Source organism: Paenarthrobacter sp. GQ52, assembly GCF_059759005.1.
Window position 1 is genome coordinate 469,966 of the sequence record NZ_JCAXEJ010000001.1, and the last position, 19,561, is coordinate 489,526.

The 19,561-nt window shown below is 63.0% G+C and carries 14 protein-coding genes and 1 tRNA gene; 12 read left to right on the forward strand and 3 right to left on the reverse strand.

The window, feature by feature from the left end; translation table 11 throughout:
• Window positions 1-6: 6 nt before the first annotated feature.
• Window positions 7-1,095: an AAA family ATPase gene (locus AC6CH8_RS02130; protein WP_178997928.1), complete on the reverse strand. Its 1,089-nt coding sequence runs from the start codon at window positions 1,093-1,095 to the stop codon at window positions 7-9.
• 196 nt (window positions 1,096-1,291) lie between these two features.
• On the opposite strand from AC6CH8_RS02130, the gene AC6CH8_RS02135 reads away from it, so the two are divergent.
• The 5 genes from AC6CH8_RS02135 (at window position 1,292) to AC6CH8_RS02155 (ending at window position 7,414) form a co-directional block, all read left to right on the forward strand.
• Window positions 1,292-2,188 (forward strand): TatD family hydrolase, encoded by an 897-nt coding sequence (locus AC6CH8_RS02135; protein ID WP_364308312.1) that lies wholly within the window; start codon window positions 1,292-1,294, stop codon window positions 2,186-2,188.
• A gap of 291 nt (window positions 2,189-2,479) precedes the next feature.
• Entirely contained in the window at window positions 2,480-3,649 is a 1,170-nt protein-coding gene (locus tag AC6CH8_RS02140; protein WP_420180531.1) for a resuscitation-promoting factor, read from the forward strand.
• A gap of 26 nt (window positions 3,650-3,675) precedes the next feature.
• Entirely contained in the window at window positions 3,676-4,557 is an 882-nt protein-coding gene (gene rsmA, locus AC6CH8_RS02145; protein ID WP_091466175.1) for a 16S rRNA (adenine(1518)-N(6)/adenine(1519)-N(6))-dimethyltransferase RsmA, read from the forward strand.
• A complete protein-coding gene (locus AC6CH8_RS02150) occupies window positions 4,554-5,546 on the forward strand; it encodes a 4-(cytidine 5'-diphospho)-2-C-methyl-D-erythritol kinase (RefSeq protein ID WP_498188488.1) in 993 nt (330 codons plus the stop codon). The genes rsmA and AC6CH8_RS02150 overlap by 4 nt, the downstream gene beginning before the upstream one ends.
• Window positions 5,547-5,581: 35 nt before the next feature.
• Entirely contained in the window at window positions 5,582-7,414 is a 1,833-nt protein-coding gene (locus AC6CH8_RS02155) for an ABC-F family ATP-binding cassette domain-containing protein (protein WP_498188489.1), read from the forward strand.
• Between the two features lie 308 nt (window positions 7,415-7,722).
• Here AC6CH8_RS02155 and AC6CH8_RS02160 read toward each other — a convergent pair whose 3' ends face one another.
• Both AC6CH8_RS02160 and AC6CH8_RS02165 read right to left on the reverse strand, forming a co-directional pair.
• Entirely contained in the window at window positions 7,723-8,130 is a 408-nt protein-coding gene (locus AC6CH8_RS02160) for a VOC family protein (protein WP_498188490.1), read from the reverse strand.
• A 291-nt stretch (window positions 8,131-8,421) separates the two neighbouring features.
• A complete protein-coding gene (locus AC6CH8_RS02165) occupies window positions 8,422-9,021 on the reverse strand; it encodes a TetR/AcrR family transcriptional regulator (protein ID WP_498188662.1) in 600 nt (199 codons plus the stop codon).
• A gap of 288 nt (window positions 9,022-9,309) precedes the next feature.
• Between AC6CH8_RS02165 and AC6CH8_RS02170 the strand changes: the two genes are divergently transcribed.
• From AC6CH8_RS02170 to AC6CH8_RS02200, 7 genes are all read left to right on the forward strand, one after another.
• Window positions 9,310-9,381, forward strand: a tRNA-Gln gene (locus tag AC6CH8_RS02170).
• Window positions 9,382-9,504: 123 nt separating this feature from the next.
• Window positions 9,505-11,004: a bifunctional UDP-N-acetylglucosamine diphosphorylase/glucosamine-1-phosphate N-acetyltransferase GlmU gene (glmU, locus tag AC6CH8_RS02175; protein ID WP_498188491.1), complete on the forward strand. Its 1,500-nt coding sequence runs from the start codon at window positions 9,505-9,507 to the stop codon at window positions 11,002-11,004.
• Window positions 11,001-11,981 (forward strand): ribose-phosphate diphosphokinase, encoded by a 981-nt coding sequence (locus AC6CH8_RS02180; protein WP_011774071.1) that lies wholly within the window; start codon window positions 11,001-11,003, stop codon window positions 11,979-11,981. The genes glmU and AC6CH8_RS02180 overlap by 4 nt, the downstream gene beginning before the upstream one ends.
• A gap of 319 nt (window positions 11,982-12,300) precedes the next feature.
• Window positions 12,301-12,876 carry a 50S ribosomal protein L25/general stress protein Ctc gene (locus tag AC6CH8_RS02185; RefSeq protein WP_091466180.1) on the forward strand — a complete coding sequence of 192 codons (576 nt, stop codon included), beginning with the start codon at window positions 12,301-12,303 and terminating at the stop codon, window positions 12,874-12,876.
• Between the two features lie 119 nt (window positions 12,877-12,995).
• Window positions 12,996-13,580, forward strand: coding sequence for an aminoacyl-tRNA hydrolase (pth, locus tag AC6CH8_RS02190; protein WP_498188492.1), 585 nt, complete (start codon window positions 12,996-12,998; stop codon window positions 13,578-13,580).
• Window positions 13,581-13,721: 141 nt separating this feature from the next.
• Window positions 13,722-16,454, forward strand: coding sequence for a helix-turn-helix transcriptional regulator (locus AC6CH8_RS02195; RefSeq protein ID WP_420180536.1), 2,733 nt, complete (start codon window positions 13,722-13,724; stop codon window positions 16,452-16,454).
• Window positions 16,455-16,495: 41 nt separating this feature from the next.
• Entirely contained in the window at window positions 16,496-19,153 is a 2,658-nt protein-coding gene (locus AC6CH8_RS02200) for an AAA family ATPase (RefSeq protein WP_498188493.1), read from the forward strand.
• Window positions 19,154-19,561 lie beyond the last annotated feature (408 nt).

Sequence of the window (19,561 nt, forward strand, 5' to 3'; positions counted from 1 at the left end):
TCTCTCCTAAACGCTGTGCCTGTCCCTGCGCCACGCGCCGGGCGGTTCCTGAGCCACGGGCAAGGAAGCGAAGATGCCCCGGAGAATGCTCTGCGGCGTGTCGCCCGAACTCGCAGCCTTGCGGTCCAGGATGATCCTGTGGGCGAGCACTGATTCGGCCACGTCCACCACGTCATCCGGAAGGACAAAATCGCGGCCATCCAGGGCCGCCGTGGCCTTGGCCGCACGGAGCAGTTGCAGCAAGGATCGCGGGCTGGCACCAAGACGGAGCCGGGCACTGTCACGGGTTGCCCGTCCAATGGCCACCGTGTATTCCTTGATGGCAGTGGAGACATAAACCTGCTGGACGGTGGCGATCATGGCAGCCACGTCGGCCGCCGTGACCACGGGAGTCACCTTAATCAGGGGTGAGGACGCCTGATGTGTCTCCAACATCTCGATCTCGGCCTCCCTGTCCGGGTAGCCCATGGAAATCCTGGCCATAAAGCGGTCACGCTGTGCTTCGGGCAGCGGGTACGTGCCTTCCATCTCGATGGGGTTCTGCGTGGCCACCACCATGAAAGGCAATCCCAGCTGATACGAATGGCCGTCCACAGTCACCTGGTGCTCTTCCATGCATTCAAGCAAGGCGGATTGGGTTTTGGCCGAAGCGCGGTTGATTTCGTCGCCGATCACGATGTTCGCGAACACGGCACCGGGCCGGAACTCGAACTGCCGGGACGACTGGTTGTAGATGGACACTCCTGTGACGTCGGAAGGGAGCAGGTCCGGGGTGAATTGAATGCGGGACACAGTGCAGTCCACAGTGCGGGCCAGCGTCTTTGCGAGCAGGGTCTTGCCGACCCCCGGCACATCCTCCAGCAGAAGATGGCCCTGGGCCAGCAGCACAGTAAGGGCGAGCTTGGCGGCGTCGGCTTTTCCATCGATGACCTTATTGATGGAACCAAGGATGCGCTCGCTGGCATCGTGGAACCGTTCGGCGTCCATGACGTGCGGCCTGTGCCCATTGAGCCCAGCGCCGTCACGGGGCAGGGGACTGTAAGCCTCGCCCTGAACAGGAGAAGGTTCAACGGTGACTTGTCGCTTGGACTCCATGAATTGCCCTTCAGCCGTGGCCCCCGCAGCAGCTGTCTTCGCTGAGCGCTGCTGGTGTTGGCCGCTTGTCCGTTCCAGACTACCCAGACATTGGCCTGCGCTAACATAGTGCCCCGGAATTTATGTGGCAAACGGAATTTATGGCTCGCTCCTCCCGGGCGCCCGGGGAGGACCACGGTCCGAATAAGGTGGAAGCATGTGCAATTCCCTCGCTCCCGCACCTTACCGGGCGCCTTCCGACGCAGCAGACGAAAAAGACTCACGCCGGGAGTACCCCCCAGCGCCCGAACCCCTGCCTGTACCTGTGATGGACAATCACACGCATCTGGACTTCAGGCACGGCTTGATTGAGGTCTCGGTCCGGGACGCGATGGACTCCGCGGAAGCCGTTGGTGTGCAGGGCGCCATCCAAGTGGGCTGCGACCTCGAATCCTCCAGGTTCACAGTGCAGGCGGTGGAAGCTGACCCCCGGCTACTCGGTGCCGTAGCGATCCACCCCAACGACGCCCCCGAATACGCGGCCCGCGGTGAACTGGAATCAGCGCTCGCCGAGATCGAGGCGCTGGCCGGTCATCCGCGGATCCGGGCCATCGGCGAGACCGGGTTGGACTTCTTCCGAACCCACGGTGAGGGGCTGGCCCATCAGCGGTACTCCTTCCGGCGACACATTGACATCGCCAAGAGGCTCGGGCTGACACTGCAGATTCACGACCGCGACGCCCACGACGACGTAGTGCAGGTCCTGCGGGAGGAAGGCGCTCCGGATCGCGTGGTGTTTCACTGTTTCTCCGGAGATGAGGAACTAGCCCGGATCTGTAACGGGAACGGCTGGTACATGTCCTTCGCCGGCACCATGACGTTCAAGAACGCCGGGAATCTCCGCGCTGCCCTGGCCATTGCCGAGCCTGGCAGGATTCTGGTGGAAACCGACTCTCCGTTCCTCACTCCGCATCCCCACCGTGGGCGGCCGAATGCGAGCTACATGGTTCCCTACACAGTCCGGTCCATGGCTGACGTGACAGGAGATGACTTGGCCGAACTTTGTTCGCGGTTGGCCGAAAACACTCTGAATGCCTACGGTTCATGGGCCTAAGCCACCTTTTTTGACAACGAGACGGGCCCCGGGCCTGGATACCCGGTATGCACGATTCTTGGTTCGTTTATAACGGATCGGTTACTGTGTTAAACAAGTAGCCGGGGTCGGGGAAGGCCTTCGGACAACTGCACCGGTTGATTCCGGAGCAATCAGTTGAATGTTTTTTGGCGGCGCAGATGCCGGCAGCAAGTGTAGGACCAGGCTTATTGCCTGGCCCTCCGTTTTTGCGGTCGGCATTACTTTTGCGCTTTTCCCCGTGCCCGGATGGTCTGAGAGTAATGGGCGATCGTGATCAAGTTCTTCACAACGGATGGCAAGTTCAGTTTCCTCAAGGTAGGTACCCAGCTGCTGGTGGTTGCAGCGCTGGTGGTTGGTGTCGTCGCCTTCGTCGGCAACAACAAGACCGTCACCCTCAACGTGGACGGCAAAGTGAGCTCCATCCAGACCTTCGGCGGCACTGTTGACCAAGTGGTCAAAGCAGCCAAGGTCGAGTTGAAGGACGCAGACCGCGTTTCCCCTGCTCTTGACGCGCGGGTCGAAAACGGATCCGTAGTGAACGTCAACCTGGCCAAGGCCGTGTCCATTGAACTGGATGGCGCCCGGAAGACCGTGAACACCACTGCCCCTGACGTTGCAGGCCTGGTGAGCGAACTCGGTGTAGCAAGCTCCTCCGAAATTTCCCAGCCCAAAGAAGCGTCCTTGGAAGTCACCGGCTCCTTCGTGTCCATCTCCACTCCCAAGACCATCAGCGTGGTAGCTGACGGCAAGGACACCAGCACCACCACGACGGCGGACGACGTCGCCACCGTGCTCAAGGACACCGGAATCACCCTCGGTGCCAACGATCGCATCTCCCAGCCGGGCAATGCGCCCATCGTCCAGGACATGGTGATTAAGGTCTCCCGGGTGGACACCAGCAAGACCGCCGAAGCCACCGAAGAAGTACCGTTCGAAAGCGTGAAGAGTGACAGTGCTGAACTCTTCAAAGGCGAAGAGAAAGTGACCCAGGAAGGCGTGGCAGGGTCCCTGGTCAAGACGTTCAAGCTGGTCCTCGTGGACGGCCGCGAAGCGTCCCGCACTCTGGTCTCCAGCAACGTAGCCACCGAGCCGGTGACCGAAAAGATCAGCGTCGGCACCAAGGCCCGCCCCGTTCCCACCCCTGCCCCGCAGGCAGCAGCCGCAACTGCAGCACCCGCAGCCAGCGGCCCCACCGGCGCGCCGAACGAAGCCATGTGGGACAGGATCGCCCAGTGTGAATCGGGCGGAAACTGGTCAATCAACACCGGCAACGGCTACTACGGTGGCCTGCAGTTCTCCAGCCCCACCTGGCTTGCCAACGGTGGTGGAGCCTACGCTCCCAACGCCAGCCTTGCCACCAAGGCTCAGCAGATTGACATCGCCAACCGCCTCTACGCCAAGAACGGCCTCAGCGACTGGGGCTGCGCCCACGCAGCCTGACCCCGCACAGGCGATACGATACCTAGGTGACTGAACCGAATTCCGAACCCGCCGCCGTCGCGCCCTTGATGGGCGCCACAGATATCCGACGGCTCGCCGAGGAGATCGGTGTACGCCCCACGAAAACCCTGGGGCAGAACTTTGTGATCGACGGCAACACCATCCGCAGGATTGTGGCCGCAGCAAATATTGGCGACGATGAAACCGTGCTGGAGGTAGGCCCTGGGCTTGGCTCCTTGACACTCGGTTTGCTGGACGCGGCCAAGGCCGTGGTCGCCGTCGAAATCGACCCCGTGTTGGCGGAAAAGCTGCCGGCGACTGTGCGCGCTTGGCGGCCCGGTGCGGAGGACAACTTCCACCTGGTGTTGTCGGACGCCATGAAGGTCACCGAACTGCCTTTGCCACCCACCGCATTGGTGGCCAACCTGCCCTACAACGTGGCCGTTCCGGTGGTGCTTCACCTGCTGCAACATTTCCCCAGCCTCCAGCATGGCCTGGTCATGGTTCAGGATGAGGTTGCGGATCGCCTGGCCGCCACGCCGGGTTCCAAGATCTACGGTGTCCCGTCGGTCAAGGCGGCCTGGTATGGGCATATGCGCAAGGCCGGCGTCATCGGGATGAACGTCTTCTGGCCTGCGCCGAAGATCCATTCAGGCCTGGTCGCCTTCACCCGGCATAACCCGCCGGAAACGCATGCCACGCGTGAACAGGTATTCGCCGTCATTGATGCTGCCTTCGCGCAGCGGCGGAAAACGCTGCGCGCGGCACTCGCCGGTTGGGCCGGGAGCGCCTCCGAAGCGGAGCGGTGCCTCGTGGCCGCCGGAGTTGACCCCACGGCGCGCGGCGAGGTCCTGGACATCCATGCCTACGTCAAGATCGCCGAAGCCCGCCACCCCGTGGACGCATGAACCCGGGTAACCGCAAGCCAAGCAGCCTCCCGTTCGTGGGGGATCGCTTTCATGCCCGCACGGTTCGCGTCAAAGCCCCGGGCAAGATCAACGTCTCCCTGAGCGTAGGACCGTTGCGGCCCGACGGATACCATTCGGTGGCCAGCGTATACCTCGCCGTCTCCCTCTACGAGGAAGTGGCGGCCACAAGTACTGAGGCTGAAGGAATCACTGTCAGCATCAGCCCGGACAGCACACTGGACCTGGACGGCGTGGACATCCCCTTGGACGAACGCAATCTCGCCTACAAGGCTGCGGCCATCATGGCTGAAATGTCCGAGAAACCAACCGGCGTGCACTTGGAAATCACCAAGCGTGTCCCCGTGGCTGGTGGAATGGGCGGTGGCTCTGCAGACGCCGCCGCCACGCTGCTGGCCTGCGATGCGCTCTGGAACAGCGGCCTCTCACGAGAGGAACTGGCACACCTTGCAGCCGAGTTGGGCGCAGACGTGCCGTTCTCGCTCCTGGGAGGCACCGCCGTCGGGCTTGGCGTGGGAGATAAACTCTCGCCCGCGCTGGCCAAGGCGCAAATGGATTGGGTGCTGGTTTTTGCCGATTACGGGCTGTCCACCCCTGACGTGTTCCGAACCCTGGACGGGCTTCGGGACTCAGAAGGCGTGGAGATTCCCGAGCCCGTTGACGTGGACCCCACCATCCTGCAAGCCCTGCGGAACGGCGACCCCGAAACCCTCAGCCGCGTGCTGATCAACGACCTCCAACGGGCCTCCATTACGCTCGCACCCCAGCTTCACGACACCATCGGACTGGGTGAAGCGCGCGGTGCCCTTGCCGGCATGGTGTCCGGCTCGGGACCCACCATCGCCCTGCTTGCCAGGGATTCTGTCTCAGCTAAGGTCCTTGCTGAAGAGCTGGGCCACCGCGGACACACTGCCTTGGCGGTCCACGGCCCGGTGCCCGGCGCCCGGATCATCTCCGATACCCTCCTTTAGTACCTCCGCATTCCAGCAGTAGAAAGTAGTACCCATTGGCCCACCTGCTTGGCGGCGAAAACCTCACCGTTTCGTTCGCGACCCGCACTGTCCTCGACGGCGTCACCCTCGGTTTGGAGGATGGCGACCGCATCGGCATGGTGGGCCGCAACGGTGACGGTAAATCGACACTCATGCGCCTGCTCGCCTTGCGTTCGACGCCCGACTCGGGCCGTGTCACCAAGCGCGGAGACGTCAACGTCGGCTACCTGGACCAAGGCGACGTGCTCGACGGCGACCTGACAGTAGGCGCTGCGATCGTCGGTGACCGCGCGGATCACGAATGGGCGGCCAACGCCAAGATCCGCGAAGTCATGGGCGGACTGGTGGGCGACGTCGACTGGCACGCCAACGTCCATGCTCTATCCGGCGGCCAGAAACGCCGTGTTGCGCTGGCCAAACTCCTCATCGAAGACCACGACGTCATCATGCTTGACGAACCCACCAACCACCTCGACGTCGAAGGCGTGGCGTGGCTGGCCCGGCACCTCAAGACACGTTGGCGCGCCAACCAGGGCGCCTTCCTGGTGGTCACCCACGACCGCTGGTTCCTCGACGAAGTCTGCAACTACACCTGGGAAGTCCACGACGCCATGGTGGACATGTTCGACGGCGGGTACGCAGCCTACGTTTTGGCGCGCGCCGAGCGCGACCGTATGGCCGCCGTCGTCGAAGGTAAACGCCAGCAGCTCGTCAAAAAGGAACTGGCGTGGCTTCGGCGTGGTGCACCTGCCCGAACCGCGAAGCCCAAGTTCCGCATCGAAGCTGCCAACGACCTCATCGCCGATGTACCCGATCCCCGCGACTCCGTGGCCCTCAGCAAAATGGCCACCGCACGCTTGGGCAAGGATGTGCTGGACCTCGAGAACGTCACCCTTGACTTCCTCGACGGCGAGGACGGACAGAAGCTCTTCGACAACATCACCCTCCGGCTTGCGCCGGGCGAACGTCTTGGACTCGTGGGCGTCAACGGGGCAGGCAAGTCCACGCTCCTGAGGCTGCTGAACGGTGAAATCCAGCCGAGCTCGGGCAAGGTCAAGCGTGGCAAGACTGTGGTCACTGCCGTGCTGACCCAGGACGTCAAAGAGCTCGATGAAGTATCGGACCTGCGCGTCATTGAGGTCATCGAACGCGAAAAGCGGTCCTTCAGTGTGGGCGGCAAGGAATTTACCGCCGGACAGCTCGTGGAACAGCTCGGGTTCACCAAGGAAAAGCAGTGGACACCCGTCAGCGACCTCTCCGGCGGTGAGCGTCGTCGACTTCAGCTCCTGCGCCTGCTGGTAGGGGAGCCCAACGTCCTGATGCTCGACGAACCCACCAACGACCTCGACACCGACACCCTTGCCGCCGTCGAGGACGTCCTGGACGGCTGGCCCGGCACCCTGGTTGTGGTGAGCCACGACCGCTACCTCCTGGAACGCGTCACAGACAACCAAATGGCACTCCTGGGCGACGGCAAACTTCGTGGCCTGCCCGGCGGTGTGGACCAGTACCTCGAATTGCGCGAAGCTGCACTGGCCTCGGGCGCAGTTGGCGGCGGCTCAGGTGCTCCCACTTCCGCAAGTGGCGGCTCTTCGGGCGCTGCCGCTCCATCCGGTGCCAGCGAAGCCGAAAAACGCGAAGCCCGCAAGGACCTCAACAGGATCGACCGCCAACTCGGCAAGATCTCCCAGCAGGAAGAAAAGCTCCACACCCAGATGGCAGCCAAGTCCGAATCCGGTGAATTCGATGCCCTGGGGGAGCTCAACGCAAAGCTCCAGGAATTGCTCGAGGAGAAAGAAGGCCTGGAACTGGAATGGCTCGAGGCCGCCGAAATCCTGGGCGAGTAGGGGTGGGCCGGTGCCGGCCGGCCGCAAACATCCTCAGCGTGCTGCTACTTCGTCGCTTTACGTCGCGGGCGGCGGCCAGAGCTGTCTCGCCGTCGCCTAGCTACGTCCCAGCGGCACGCATCCTCCGCGTGCTGCTCCTTCGTCGCTTTGACGCACGCTTCCGGATGCCTGCCGCTGCGCCGACGGCCGATTACCAACCCTCTATCACATCCCTCGGGTTTGCGGCGGACCCTCTCTCACATCCCAAGGGTTTCGGGTCGATCGTCTCTCACGTCCCTAGGGTTTGGGGTGGATGGTCTCTCGCGTCCCTAGGGTCTATGCGCTTGTTCGTAGCCTATGAGCCAGTGCAGGCCGTGGCGGTCCACTACCTGGCCGTCTGATGCGCCCCATGGTTTCGGCGCAAGTGGGTCCACGATTCGGCCCCCGTCGGCGAGCTTGTTGAACCATTCGTGAAGGACTGCTGGTTCGGCTGCTCCCAGCAGTGAGAGCATGACTCCTTCTGTGCGGATGCTCTTTTCGCCGTTTGAAGTGTCAGATCCGCCCAATGAAACCACCCCGCGGAGGACTCCGTGGGCGATCGCATCAGAAGGGCCGTCGGTGCGATTGAATTCCTCGAAGGTGTACAGGGAAAGCTCCCCGCCGAAGATCTCCGCGTAGAAACCAAGCGCGTCACGAGCCGTTCCCGGGAAACTCACATAGATCTGCGGTGCGGTCATGAGCACATCCTACAAAGTACCAAGCAGGTGGGAATGAGAGAGGGTTGCCCGGAAGGCGCCGGGAGGTGAGAGAGGGGCGGGCTCAAGCAGACGGGAGGTGAGAGAAGGTGGGGCTCAAGGGCGTGTGATGTGAGAGAGCGTACCTTTTAGCGGCGCCGGCGGCCTTCGGGAAGGAGCGCATCGCGGCGCATCGGTGGCCTGAGGTCGCCCCCGACCGGAGGGTCACCTATGCGTTGTGTCTAAGCGACGGCGAAGGGCGGCGGTGCTGCGCAGGTGACCAAAGGAGGGGCTCTACGCTTCGGAGCGGAGCTCAGGCTCCTTTTGGAGGCCCGTCAGGCCGTTCCACGCCAGGTTCACCAGGTGAGCGGCGACAGCCCGTTTGTCGGGAGTGCGGCTGTCCAGCCACCACTGGCCTGTCATGGCCACCATTCCCACGAGCATCTGCGCATACATGGCTCCGTCCGCGGCGCTGAATCCGCGCCGCGCGAATTCGTCGGAGAGCAGGTGTTCCACCCGGGCCGTCACGTGGGTGAGCAGCGTGGAGAAGGCGCCCTCGGGCTGCGAAGGCGGGGCGTCGCGCACGAGGATCCGAAAGCCGTCGGTGCGGTCTTCGATGTAGCCAAGAAGTGCCAACGCAGCACGTTCAACCAGTACGCGGGGCTTTGCTTCGGTGCTGAGGGCCTCGGTGATGGAAGCCAGAAGGATCCGGAATTCGGTGTCCACCACTTGGCGGTACAGGCCTTCCTTGGAGCCGAAATGTTCGTAGATCACGGGCTTGGAAACTCCGGCGGCGGCAGCGATTTCCTCGATGGTAGTGCCATCCAGTCCTCGGGCGGCGAAGAGGGCACGACCGATGCCGACGAGTTGTGATTTCCGCTGCTGTCCGGTCATCCGTACACGCACTGCCGGGCCGCTGGTGACATGCTCTGCGGGCTCGGAGGCGGCCGCCGGCCGGGGGAGTTCAGTGCGGTTGCTCACGTGTCCATCATGCCCTAAGTGACTGCTGGAACGGGCGCAGGGCGGGTCCTCCGGTAGCGGAAGTGTGAATCCCGGAGCGGCCTCGGGGTGGTCAAGTCGCGAAGCATGCATTGGTCATGGCAAACTAGATTCTTGTGTGTGCATCCCGGTGATCCGGGAAACCCTCCGGGCCGCAAGATCCGGGGGATGAATCATGCACGGTCCGCTCTGGTGTAATGGCAGCACCCCGGCCTTTGGAGCCGTGGAGTATAGGTTCGAATCCTATGGGCGGAACGGTCGGAAAATGCTCTCCTTCTCTGTACCTGTAGCGGCTCTCACGGTGCCTGGGTCCATTGCTGGATGGCAGCATTCCGAAGCCGGGTTACCCGGGACATACCGAGCAAGGAGAGCCAGTACGTGAGCCCCGAAACCACCGGTCCCGCAGCGGTGATCGTTTTGGCCGCAGGTGCCGGAACGCGCATGAAGTCGCGGACTCCCAAGATCCTCCACGAAATCGGCGGTCGCTCCATGGTGGGCCACGCTCTCCTCGCCGCACGTGCCATCAACCCGTTGAAGCTGGCCCTGGTTGTCCGCCACGAGCGTGACCGCGTAGCAGAGCACGTTACCGGGCTGGATCCGGAAGCACTCATTGTTGACCAGGACGACGTTCCCGGCACTGGCCGCGCAGTGGAAGTGGCACTCAACGCTCTGGATGCCGACGCCGAACTTTCCGGCACCGTGGTGGTCACTTACGGCGACGTCCCGCTGCTGACCGGTCAACTGCTCGGTGAACTTGTGGCAACGCACGAGGCTGAGGGCAACGCCGTCACGGTCCTCACCGCGGTGCTGGCCGACGCGACCGGCTACGGCCGGATCCTGCGCGCCGAAGATGGCACCGTCACCGGTATTCGTGAGCACAAGGATGCCAGCGAGACCGAGCGCACCATCCGCGAGGTCAACTCCGGTATCTACGCTTTCGACGCCGCCGTTTTGCGCACCGCACTGGCGAAGGTCACCACGGACAATGCCCAGGGCGAGATGTACCTGACCGACGTCCTCGGGTTGGCCCGTGACGCAGGTGGCCGGGTAGCCGCCGTCGTGACTGAGGACCGCTGGCAGGTTGAAGGTGCCAATGACCGCATCCAGTTGTCCGCGCTTGGTGCAGAGCACAACCGCCGCATCATCGAGTCCTGGATGCGTGCCGGCGTGACCGTGGTGGATCCCGCCACCACCTGGATCGATTCCACCGTCACGCTTGATGAAGACGTCCGGTTGCTGCCCAACACCCAACTTCACGGTTCAACAACGGTGGCGCGCGACGCCGTCGTTGGTCCTGACACAACCTTGACGGACGTCAGCGTTGGCGAAGGCGCAAAGGTGATCCGTACGCACGGTTCGGGTTCCACCATCGGCGCCAAGGCGAGCGTTGGGCCGTTCACATACCTCCGCCCCGGCACGGTCCTGGGCGAGACCGGCAAGATCGGCGCGTTCTACGAAACCAAGAACGTGACAATCGGCCGCGGTTCCAAACTGTCCCACCTGGGCTACGCCGGTGATGCTGAGATCGGCGAAGACACCAACATCGGTTGCGGCAACATCACGGCCAACTACGACGGCGAGAAGAAGCACCGCACGGTGATCGGCTCGGGCGTCCGCACAGGTTCAAACACGGTCTTCGTAGCACCTGTGACAGTTGGCGACGGCGCTTACAGTGGCGCCGGTGCGGTCATCCGTAAGGATGTTCCCGCGGGAGCCCTCGCGCTCAGCCTGGCCGCACAGCGGAACGCCGAAGGCTGGGTAGCGGCCAACCGGCCGGGCACCGCCTCCGCGAAGCTGGCCGAAGCCGCGCAGGAGCCGGCGTCCGCATCCACATCTTCACAATCCCCGGCAACCATAGAAGAAGGCAAACAGGCATGAGCGAAATTACCGCACACGGCGAGAAGAAACTGATTCTCGCCGCCGGAAGGGCGCATCCGGAGCTGGCGCAGGAAATCGCGAAGGAGCTGGAGACCGAGCTCCTGCCCATCGACGCCTACGACTTCGCCAACGGGGAAATCTACGTCCGTTCGGCCGAGAGCGTGCGAGGCACTGATGCCTTCGTCATCCAGGCCCACCCGGCTCCGCTGAACAACTGGCTCATGGAGCAGTTGATCATGATTGACTCGCTCAAGCGCGCCTCTGCCAAGAGGATCACGGTTGTTTCCCCGTTCTACCCGTACTCCCGCCAGGACAAGAAGGGCCGCGGTCGCGAGCCCATCTCCGCCCGACTGGTTGCCGACCTTTACAAGACCGCCGGCGCGGACCGCATCATGTCCGTTGACCTGCACACCTCGCAGATCCAGGGCTTCTTCGACGGTCCTGTGGACCACCTGATGGCAATCCCGCTGCTGGCCGACTACATCCGCACCAAGGTGGAAGCGGACAACATCACGGTTGTTTCGCCTGACACAGGCCGCGTCCGGGTAGCCGAGCAGTGGGCTGAGCGCCTGGGCGGTGCCCCGCTCGCGTTCGTTCACAAGAGCCGCGACCTCACCGTCCCCAACCAGGCAGTCTCCAAGACTGTTGTTGGCCAGGTTGAAGGCCGCACCTGCGTCCTCATCGACGACATGATCGACACTGGCGGAACCATTTCCGGCGCCGTCCAGGTCCTGAAGAACGCCGGCGCCAAGGACGTCATCATTGCCTGCACGCACGCGGTCTTCTCAGATCCCGCCGCGCAGCGCCTCGCTGATTCCGGTGCCCGCGAAGTTGTGGTCACCAACACGCTGCCCATCCCGGCAGAGAAGCGCTTCCCGTCGCTGACGGTGTTGTCGATCGCACCGTTGATTGCCCGCGCCATTCGTGAAGTGTTCGACGACGGTTCGGTCACCAGCCTGTTCGACGGCAAAGCATAGCGCCGGACTGCTGAATTTGAGCGGGCCATTCGCCGCCTTCGGGCGTGCGGGTGGCCCGTTTTCATTGCCCGTTTTCAGAAAGGGCGCGAACCGCTGCTAAACTCTTGGGGATACCTTGGCGAGGGAGAGCACATCCGGTCCGCATTTGTGGACCAGGGTTGCGGGTCTCCGTTATCGACTGGGTCTGCATCTCCTTCAACACAGGCGGAACGGCTGCTCGGCGGCCGATCTCAGCCGGGCGTAGAAGGTCTCCAGACCTCCGCCCTTGCTGATAGACCAGCCCGGACTTCCCGGGTGCCACAGTAATCAAGGAGTACACATGTCTGAGCAGAAGCTCACCGCAGAACTGCGCACCGAATTCGGCAAGGGTTTTGCCCGCCGTGCACGCATGGCCGGCCAGATCCCGGCTGTCATCTACGGTCACGGCGCAGAGCCCATCCACATCAACCTGCCGGGCCGCGCCACCACGCTGGCAGTTCGCGTTTCCAACGCCCTGCTTGCAATCGACGTCGACGGCGAGCAGCACCTTACGCTCGTCAAGGACATCCAGCGCGATCCCGTTAAGCAGATCATCGAGCACGTTGACCTCCAGACCGTGAAGGCCGGCGAGAAGGTTACCGTCGACATCGCCATCCACGTTTCCGGTGAAGTTGCTCCGGGTGCTGTCGCCAGCCTCGAAGCCACCACGGTTTCCCTCGAAGCTGAAGCAACCCACGTTCCCACCGCCGTCGAGGTCAACATCGACGGCCTCAAGGCCGGCGAGAGCATCCACGCTTCCGACCTGGTCCTTCCGAAGGGTTCCATCCTGCTCACCGAAGGCGACACCCTGGTGGTCCGCATCGCTGAAGCCGCTGGTGCTGAAGAAGAAGAGAGCACGGAAGCTGCCGCTGAGTAGTCTTCTGACTGCTTGAGGCTTACGCCGTTGAGTGGCCGGGCACCCTTGGGGTCCCGGCCACTTCTTCTTTGCCACCCACCATCCCTGCTGATCAACCGAACCCTCCCTAGGATGAGACCATGACTGACACCTGGCTGATTGTCGGCCTCGGCAACCCCGGCAGCGAGTACAGCAACAACCGGCACAATGTTGGCCAGATGGTGCTGGACGAACTGGCTTCCCGCATGGGTGGGAAGTTCAAGGTCCACAAGGCTCGCGCCCAGGTGGTGGAGGGCCGGCTGGGTATTGGAGGTCCACGCGTGGTGCTGGCGAAGCCCATGACATACATGAACGTCTCAGGCGGACCCGTATCAGGGCTGTGCAACTTCTTCGACATCGCACCGGACCATGTCATAGCCGTCCACGACGAGATCGACATCCCTTTTAACACAGTCAAGCTAAAAATAGGCGGCGGAGAGGGCGGGCACAACGGTCTGCGGGACATCTCCAAAGCACTTGCCACCAAGGACTACCTGCGTGTCCGTGTAGGGGTGGGCCGACCGCCGGGCCGCATGGAGACGGCCGACTACGTCCTCCGGGATTTCGCCACCGCGGAGAAGAAGGAACTGCCGTTCCTCGTGGACGAAGCGGCTGACGCAGTGGAGCTGGTCATGGACCAGGGCCTGCTCGCCGCGCAACAGAAGCACCACCCTGCCAAAGCTTGAGCAAATCTTGAGGAAAGCCTGAGGAAAGCCTGACGGTCCCGAGGACCTTAAGGCCTACAAACTGTGGGCCCCCGGCGGTAGTGTGCATCTTACGCAAGTAAGCGGTGGGGGACTGTCGCGGATGTGTAGCTAAGGATGCGGATGTCGGCGGAGTTGCTAAACAGGAGCGGGGGAGGCGCAGCGAGAGCTGCGGCTCCCGATCTTGTGGGCGGCCCAACAGACCGCCAAACATGGTCACTGTTGGCCCGGAGCCACGATTTGTCCAAGGCGGGCAAACACCTCGAATCGCCCGACTCCTACGGAGTGGTCCTAACAGGGGAACGGGGAATCGGTAAGTCAGGCCTGGCAAGGGCAGTAGTGTCCTCTCTTGGTCCCAAAGTCCACAGCCTCCAGCTGCGCAACACAGTAGCAAGCGGCCAAACCCCCTATGGATGCCTTGGTTTCCTGCTGGCCCGGTTGCCTTCGGGTGCCGTGGGCTCGCCCACGGGCATCCTGCATGCGGTCACGAACCTGATCAGGACAGAAGCCGCGGGCCGCGAAACTGTCTTCATCGTGGACAACGCCGGCGGCATGGATCCCATGAGCACAGGCGTTCTGTTGAACCTCATGGCTACCGGCACGGCGAAGGTCATCGCCACCGTCCAACGCGCCAGCGACCTTCCAGCTGATTTCCATCGCCTGGTCCTTGAAGGAACGCTGGGTGAGGTGCATCTGAATACCCTCAGCGAGGAACAGACCAAGCAGGTCCTGGGTTCGGTCCTGGGGCACTATGTCTCTTCAACATTGGTAGGTTCACTGCACTCCGCCGTGGGTGGTAACCCCATGCTCCTGCATGCGCTTCTCGAGGAGCAACGGCATACTGGCAACCTGGTTCTCAACGACTCCGTCTGGACTCTCCGTGACCGAATCAAACTTGAGGGCGCCACGGTTGTGGAGGACTTTGTCCGCTCAAGACTGGCGCGCGAAGCGCAAGCCAGCAGGACCGTCGTCGAAATCCTGGCTTGTGCGCAGCGCGCAACACTGTTGGATCTGGCCGACATCTTCGGCACCGAAGTTCTGGTGGAGATGGAAGAGTCAGCCCTGCTGACCATTGAAAAGGACGGCGACCACTGGGTTTCGCTCCGGGACCCGTACGTGGGCGAGGTAGTGCGCGGCTGGTTGAGTACCCGCCGCATGCGTGAGCTGCGGTTGATGCTGCACGGTCCCAAAGAGCCTGAACTCCAAGCTTTGGCGCCGCAGGACCTCCTCAGCTATGCGGCGTGGATGCATGCCTCCGAGGACGAGCCCGCGCCCTCACCCGCGCATGCACTTGCGGCCGGGCGGGCCGCGCTGGATGACTATGACCCCAACTTCGCCATTCAGTGCACGCTGTCACTGGACCCGAAGGACAGCGAATGGGTGCCCGGGCAGAGGCTCAAAGCTGCGGCCTACCTCTTGCTGGACCTGCCGTTGCACGCAGCCCAGGCATTGGATGAGGTGTCGGACTCCCACATCGAGGCTTTGGAGCCATTGGAGTTCGCTGAAGTCATCGCAGCAAAATGCCAGGCGATGACGTGGATCGACGGTCGGTCAGCAATGGTGCCGGGGGTTATCGCCGCCGGTGTGGAGACGCTCGAAGCCAAGGCCGGGGATTACCCGGCACAGGCAATGACGGCGGCGCGCAACCGACTCCGGCTCTGCGGCTACGAGTACCAAACCTACATGGGTGAGTACGCCGCCATGATTGACGCCTTGGAGGAGGAACAGGCCAAAGATCCCTCGGAGGACCGCGAACATTGGCTCAAGTCATCCTTCTTCCTGATCGAGGCCCGCTGCATGCTTGGCAGGGAGTTGGAGGCACAACAGCTTGCGCGAACCGTTTCACGGCACTTGGGGGACACGGACCGCCCCGCACAGCTGGAGGAATCTTTCGCGAGGCACGCGTTCCTGGTCCTGCTGTTGTCCGGCCAATGGCGGAAGTGCATCGAACTCATGCGCCGCACACCCTCAGGGTCCTCACGCCTTCAATACCGGGGTGCGCTCACTGAACTGGGCGTTGGGCTTGCGTTCGCTTATGCGGGCAAGCCTGCCAGCGCAATCGAACCCCTGCGCTCGGCCGTTGCGCAATTGGAGCTCCGGCCCAGCATGAACATGAACAAGGTTGCCTATGCAGCCACCGCTTTTGCCTACGCTCAACTGGGCAATTCCGTGGAGGCAGGCCGGTACCTGGACCTCTACAGAACCTGCAGGGGAGTGGGGACGTATTTCTCCGAATCCGTCGCTGAGTTCTGTGCGGAGCTGGCCGGGCGGTGGATGGGTGACCCTGATGTGAAGCAGCGGCTCCTGGCCCGGGTGCGTACAGACATCGAGCAGCAGCGCTTCACCACGGCCGGCATCTACCTTTTTGGCGCCACCGTGGAAGGGACAGACGAGGAATACCGGTTGCTGGAGGATATTGCCGGCCGCCGCCAAGGGCCCTTGGCCAAGATTTCCGGCGATCTTGCGCGTGGCGCCCTGACCAAGAGCTCCCGCTCATTGCTGGCGGCCGCTGATGCTGCAGCATCCCTTGACCTGTTGGTGGTGGAAGCCCGGTGCGTGGCCATGGCACTTGATTACGCCAGGGACGCCGGGGAAACAACAGCGGCCCGAACGGCGCAGCTGAGGCTTGAACGGCTGGAACATTCGGTCCCGGCATTGCCGATCCAGCCACGCAGCGACGCGCCGGTGTTAACCGAACGGGAACGCCAGATTGCTAAACTCGCGGGAAAGGGTGTCAGCAACCGTGAAATCGCGATGGATATTGGGGTGTCTGTGCGAACTGTAGAAGGTCATCTGTACCAGGTGTTCACCAAGCTCGGCGTATCGTCTCGGGGCGAGCTCAATGGACTGCTGTGAGGCTAGCGGCGAAACTTCCGTAGACACGGTGTGGGTTGCCCATGCAGGCTGAGCACCTTGTAGGGCGGGACGCCGAACTGGAACTGGCCATGGAGATTCTGCGTCAGGAAGGCGCCGGGGCCGTGCTCCTGGTTGCGGATCCCGGCATCGGAAAGACCGCCCTGGCAGCGGAAATCGCAGCGCGCCTGGCTGGGGAAATGGTGGTGATGCGGGTTCATGGGAGTCCCGCCTTGTCCGCCGTGCCCTATGGCGTCCTTGCCCCGTACTTACTGGACCTTCCGGTTGAGCAAGCGACGTCGCCTGTGGCGATCCTGCGTGAGTTCTGGTCCCAATTCGAGAAACGGCGTGGCGGCGAAGGAGCGCGCCTGCTGTTGATCGTGGACGACGCACACGACCTCGATGAAGGCAGTACGCAGATTCTCGCCGAGCTGGTCACTGCGGGCTGGGCGCGGCTCGTAGCCACCAGCAGGCCCAGGCCGGGTTTGCCCGCGGCCCTGCTTCAACTCTGGTACGACGGACTGGCAGAACGGCTGGAGCTCCACCCGCTGGACAAGCAAACGGTCACTGAGCTGGCAGAAAAGACGCTCGGCGGGATCGTCATGTCCAGCGCGGTTGAGGTCCTGCACTCAGCGTCCGAAGGCAACCCATTGCTGCTTCACTGCCTCCTTGAGGATTCAAAGTCTGAGGGAAACCTGGTACGCCGGAACGGAGTCTGGCTCCTGACCCAGGCACTCTCCGGCAGCGGGGAAAGCCTGGCCGAGGTAGTCCGCAACAGGGTACTCCGGACCAGCGAAGCTGAACGGGAGGCGATGTACATCATCGCCCTGTCCGAGCCCGTCCCTGCCGCTGTGCTGGATACGCAGGTGGGCAGGGACACTGTACGGGCGTTGATGGACAGCCGGCTTGTACTCTCCGCCAATGGAGCCGGCGGGCCCCTCAAAATGTGGCACCCCATGTACAGTGAGGCGCTGCGCAAGATCGTTTCGCCTGCCCGCAGCCTCCAAATCCGCCAGCGCATGGAGCAGCAATTGCCCACGGAACCGTCCACAGCGGAGGGACTGCTCCGGATGGTGAGCTGGGCCCTGGACTGTGGCGCCGACGTCGATGATGAACGGCTGCTGCAGGCAGCATTCCTGGCCGCCAAGCTGCTTCAGAATCCCTTGGCGCTAGCTGCAGCGGGCAAAGTTCGGTCGGAGGCGCTGCGTCCGCGGGCGAGCGCGGTCATGGCCATGGTTCACTACAACGACGGCGACTACCGCAGTGCCGTCGGGTTGTTGGAGGAAGGCTCCGGGTTCCTGGACACTGATCCGTCGCGACCTTTGGGCGCAGGCCTTCTGTGGGCTGCCGCGCGCATTGCCGCGGGCGATCCGTCAGCTGACATCGTGGCTGATGCGCGGACCGCTGCCAAAGTCCTGATTGGTGACCGGGAGATCTCGGACCCTGTTGTCCGGCAAGTCGAAAGGCACGTGCGGGCGCTGGAATTGGCAGTGCTCGCCAATGACGGCCGCTACGAGGAACTCCGTGAGGGCCTGGACGGGTTCGCGGAAGCGCTCGGGGATGATGGGCCTGACCTTGCCATGAACCGGATTTTCCTGCTGGCGATGCAGTGTGAGCTCCTGACTGTGGAGGGGCAACCCGGGCAGGCTTTGGAGGCTGGCCGCGAGGCCTTGCTGCTGTTGGAAAACGATAATGACCTCCTGTACTTCAGCGACTTTGTTCTGCTGCGATATACCCTGGCCGCCTTGGAATCCGGAGATTGGGTAGCGGCCGCTACAGGCCTTGACCGCTACGCCGCCGGTTCGGCCATGGGACTCATCTATTTCGGTGGAGGCATCGAAGCGCTCAAAGGCATGTCACTGTTGCGCCAGGGCCGCCTGGAACAGGCAACGGAGCTGCTGACGCCCGCCGTCGAAGCGCTGCGGGTCAGGGACCCCCTGCAGTTGCGAGGCCTTGGAAACGCCTTGGCGTTCTATGCCGCAGCCAAGTCCGGCAACACACTGCTTGCCCGGCGCCTGGAAAGCGAGCAGCGAGCGGCAGCCGGCGCAGGCGCCTTTGTGGAAGCACTCGCGGAACTGTTCAGGCTTGCAGGCCAGGAACTTCTCGGTAAAGGCACAGGCCTGCAGAAATTGAGCCGACTTCCGGAATCCGGGTATCTGCACCGGTTGCCCGGCATTTTGCTGCAGAACCTGGTCCTTAGGGCCGAGGTCGGGGACGTGCAGGCCATGGAGTCCATCCAGGAAACGGCGTCGCCGATGGGCGGGGGCTGGGCAGCGGGCTGGCAGTCCATGGCGGCGGCACAGTTGCGCGGTGACGGCCAAGGGTTCGTGACTGCGGGCAATCTCTTGGCTGCTTCCGGAATGCCCGGGCCCGCCGCGGTGGCCTTCGACAGGGCTGCTGTGACCTTCGACGCTGAAGGCAAACGGCCCGAGGCGCGGCAAGCAGCTGTAATGCGCGATGTCAGCGAGGCCAGCCTGGGCGATGCCCTGGTTCATGACCCGCACACCGAGGCGGACCGGTCCGTGCCATTGACCCGACGTGAGCAGGACATCGTGGCATTGGCCGTCTCAGGACTGACTGATCGCCAGATCGCCGAGAAGCTCATGGTGTCGGTCCGGACCGTGGAAGGTCATTTGTACCGGAGCTACGCCAAACTGGGCATCCGGCGGCGTGAAGATCTGGGTGCGGCCGTCCGTCACTGACGCGCGCTGCTGAGTACCCGTTTCAGGGCCTCCCGGCCCACCTACCCCCGGAATCGCGCGGGATTTACCAAATCAATGGAGTAATGCGCGGGTATTCCGTGTCGAAACCAAGTAGTGCCCTATCCGGGGACTGAGTACAACAGAGTATGACGGCGCCAAATGCTGCCTACTTTTCGAGTACCAACTACTGATGTACGCGATGTTGCGCCCCGGCAATATTGATCTTGGAAGAACGGTTCAGCCCCAAGCATCACCGGGATTCCGAAAGTCGCATCACCCGCATCGGAGGTCTCTTGAGCCGATGCTCCGGCCGCCGAAAGGTGGTCCGGCCCTGTACGAAGCCGGCGGCGACAGAGTCTTCTGAGACCGAGACTCTCCCCCCAGCCGCCGCCGGCTTCTAGGCCAGGG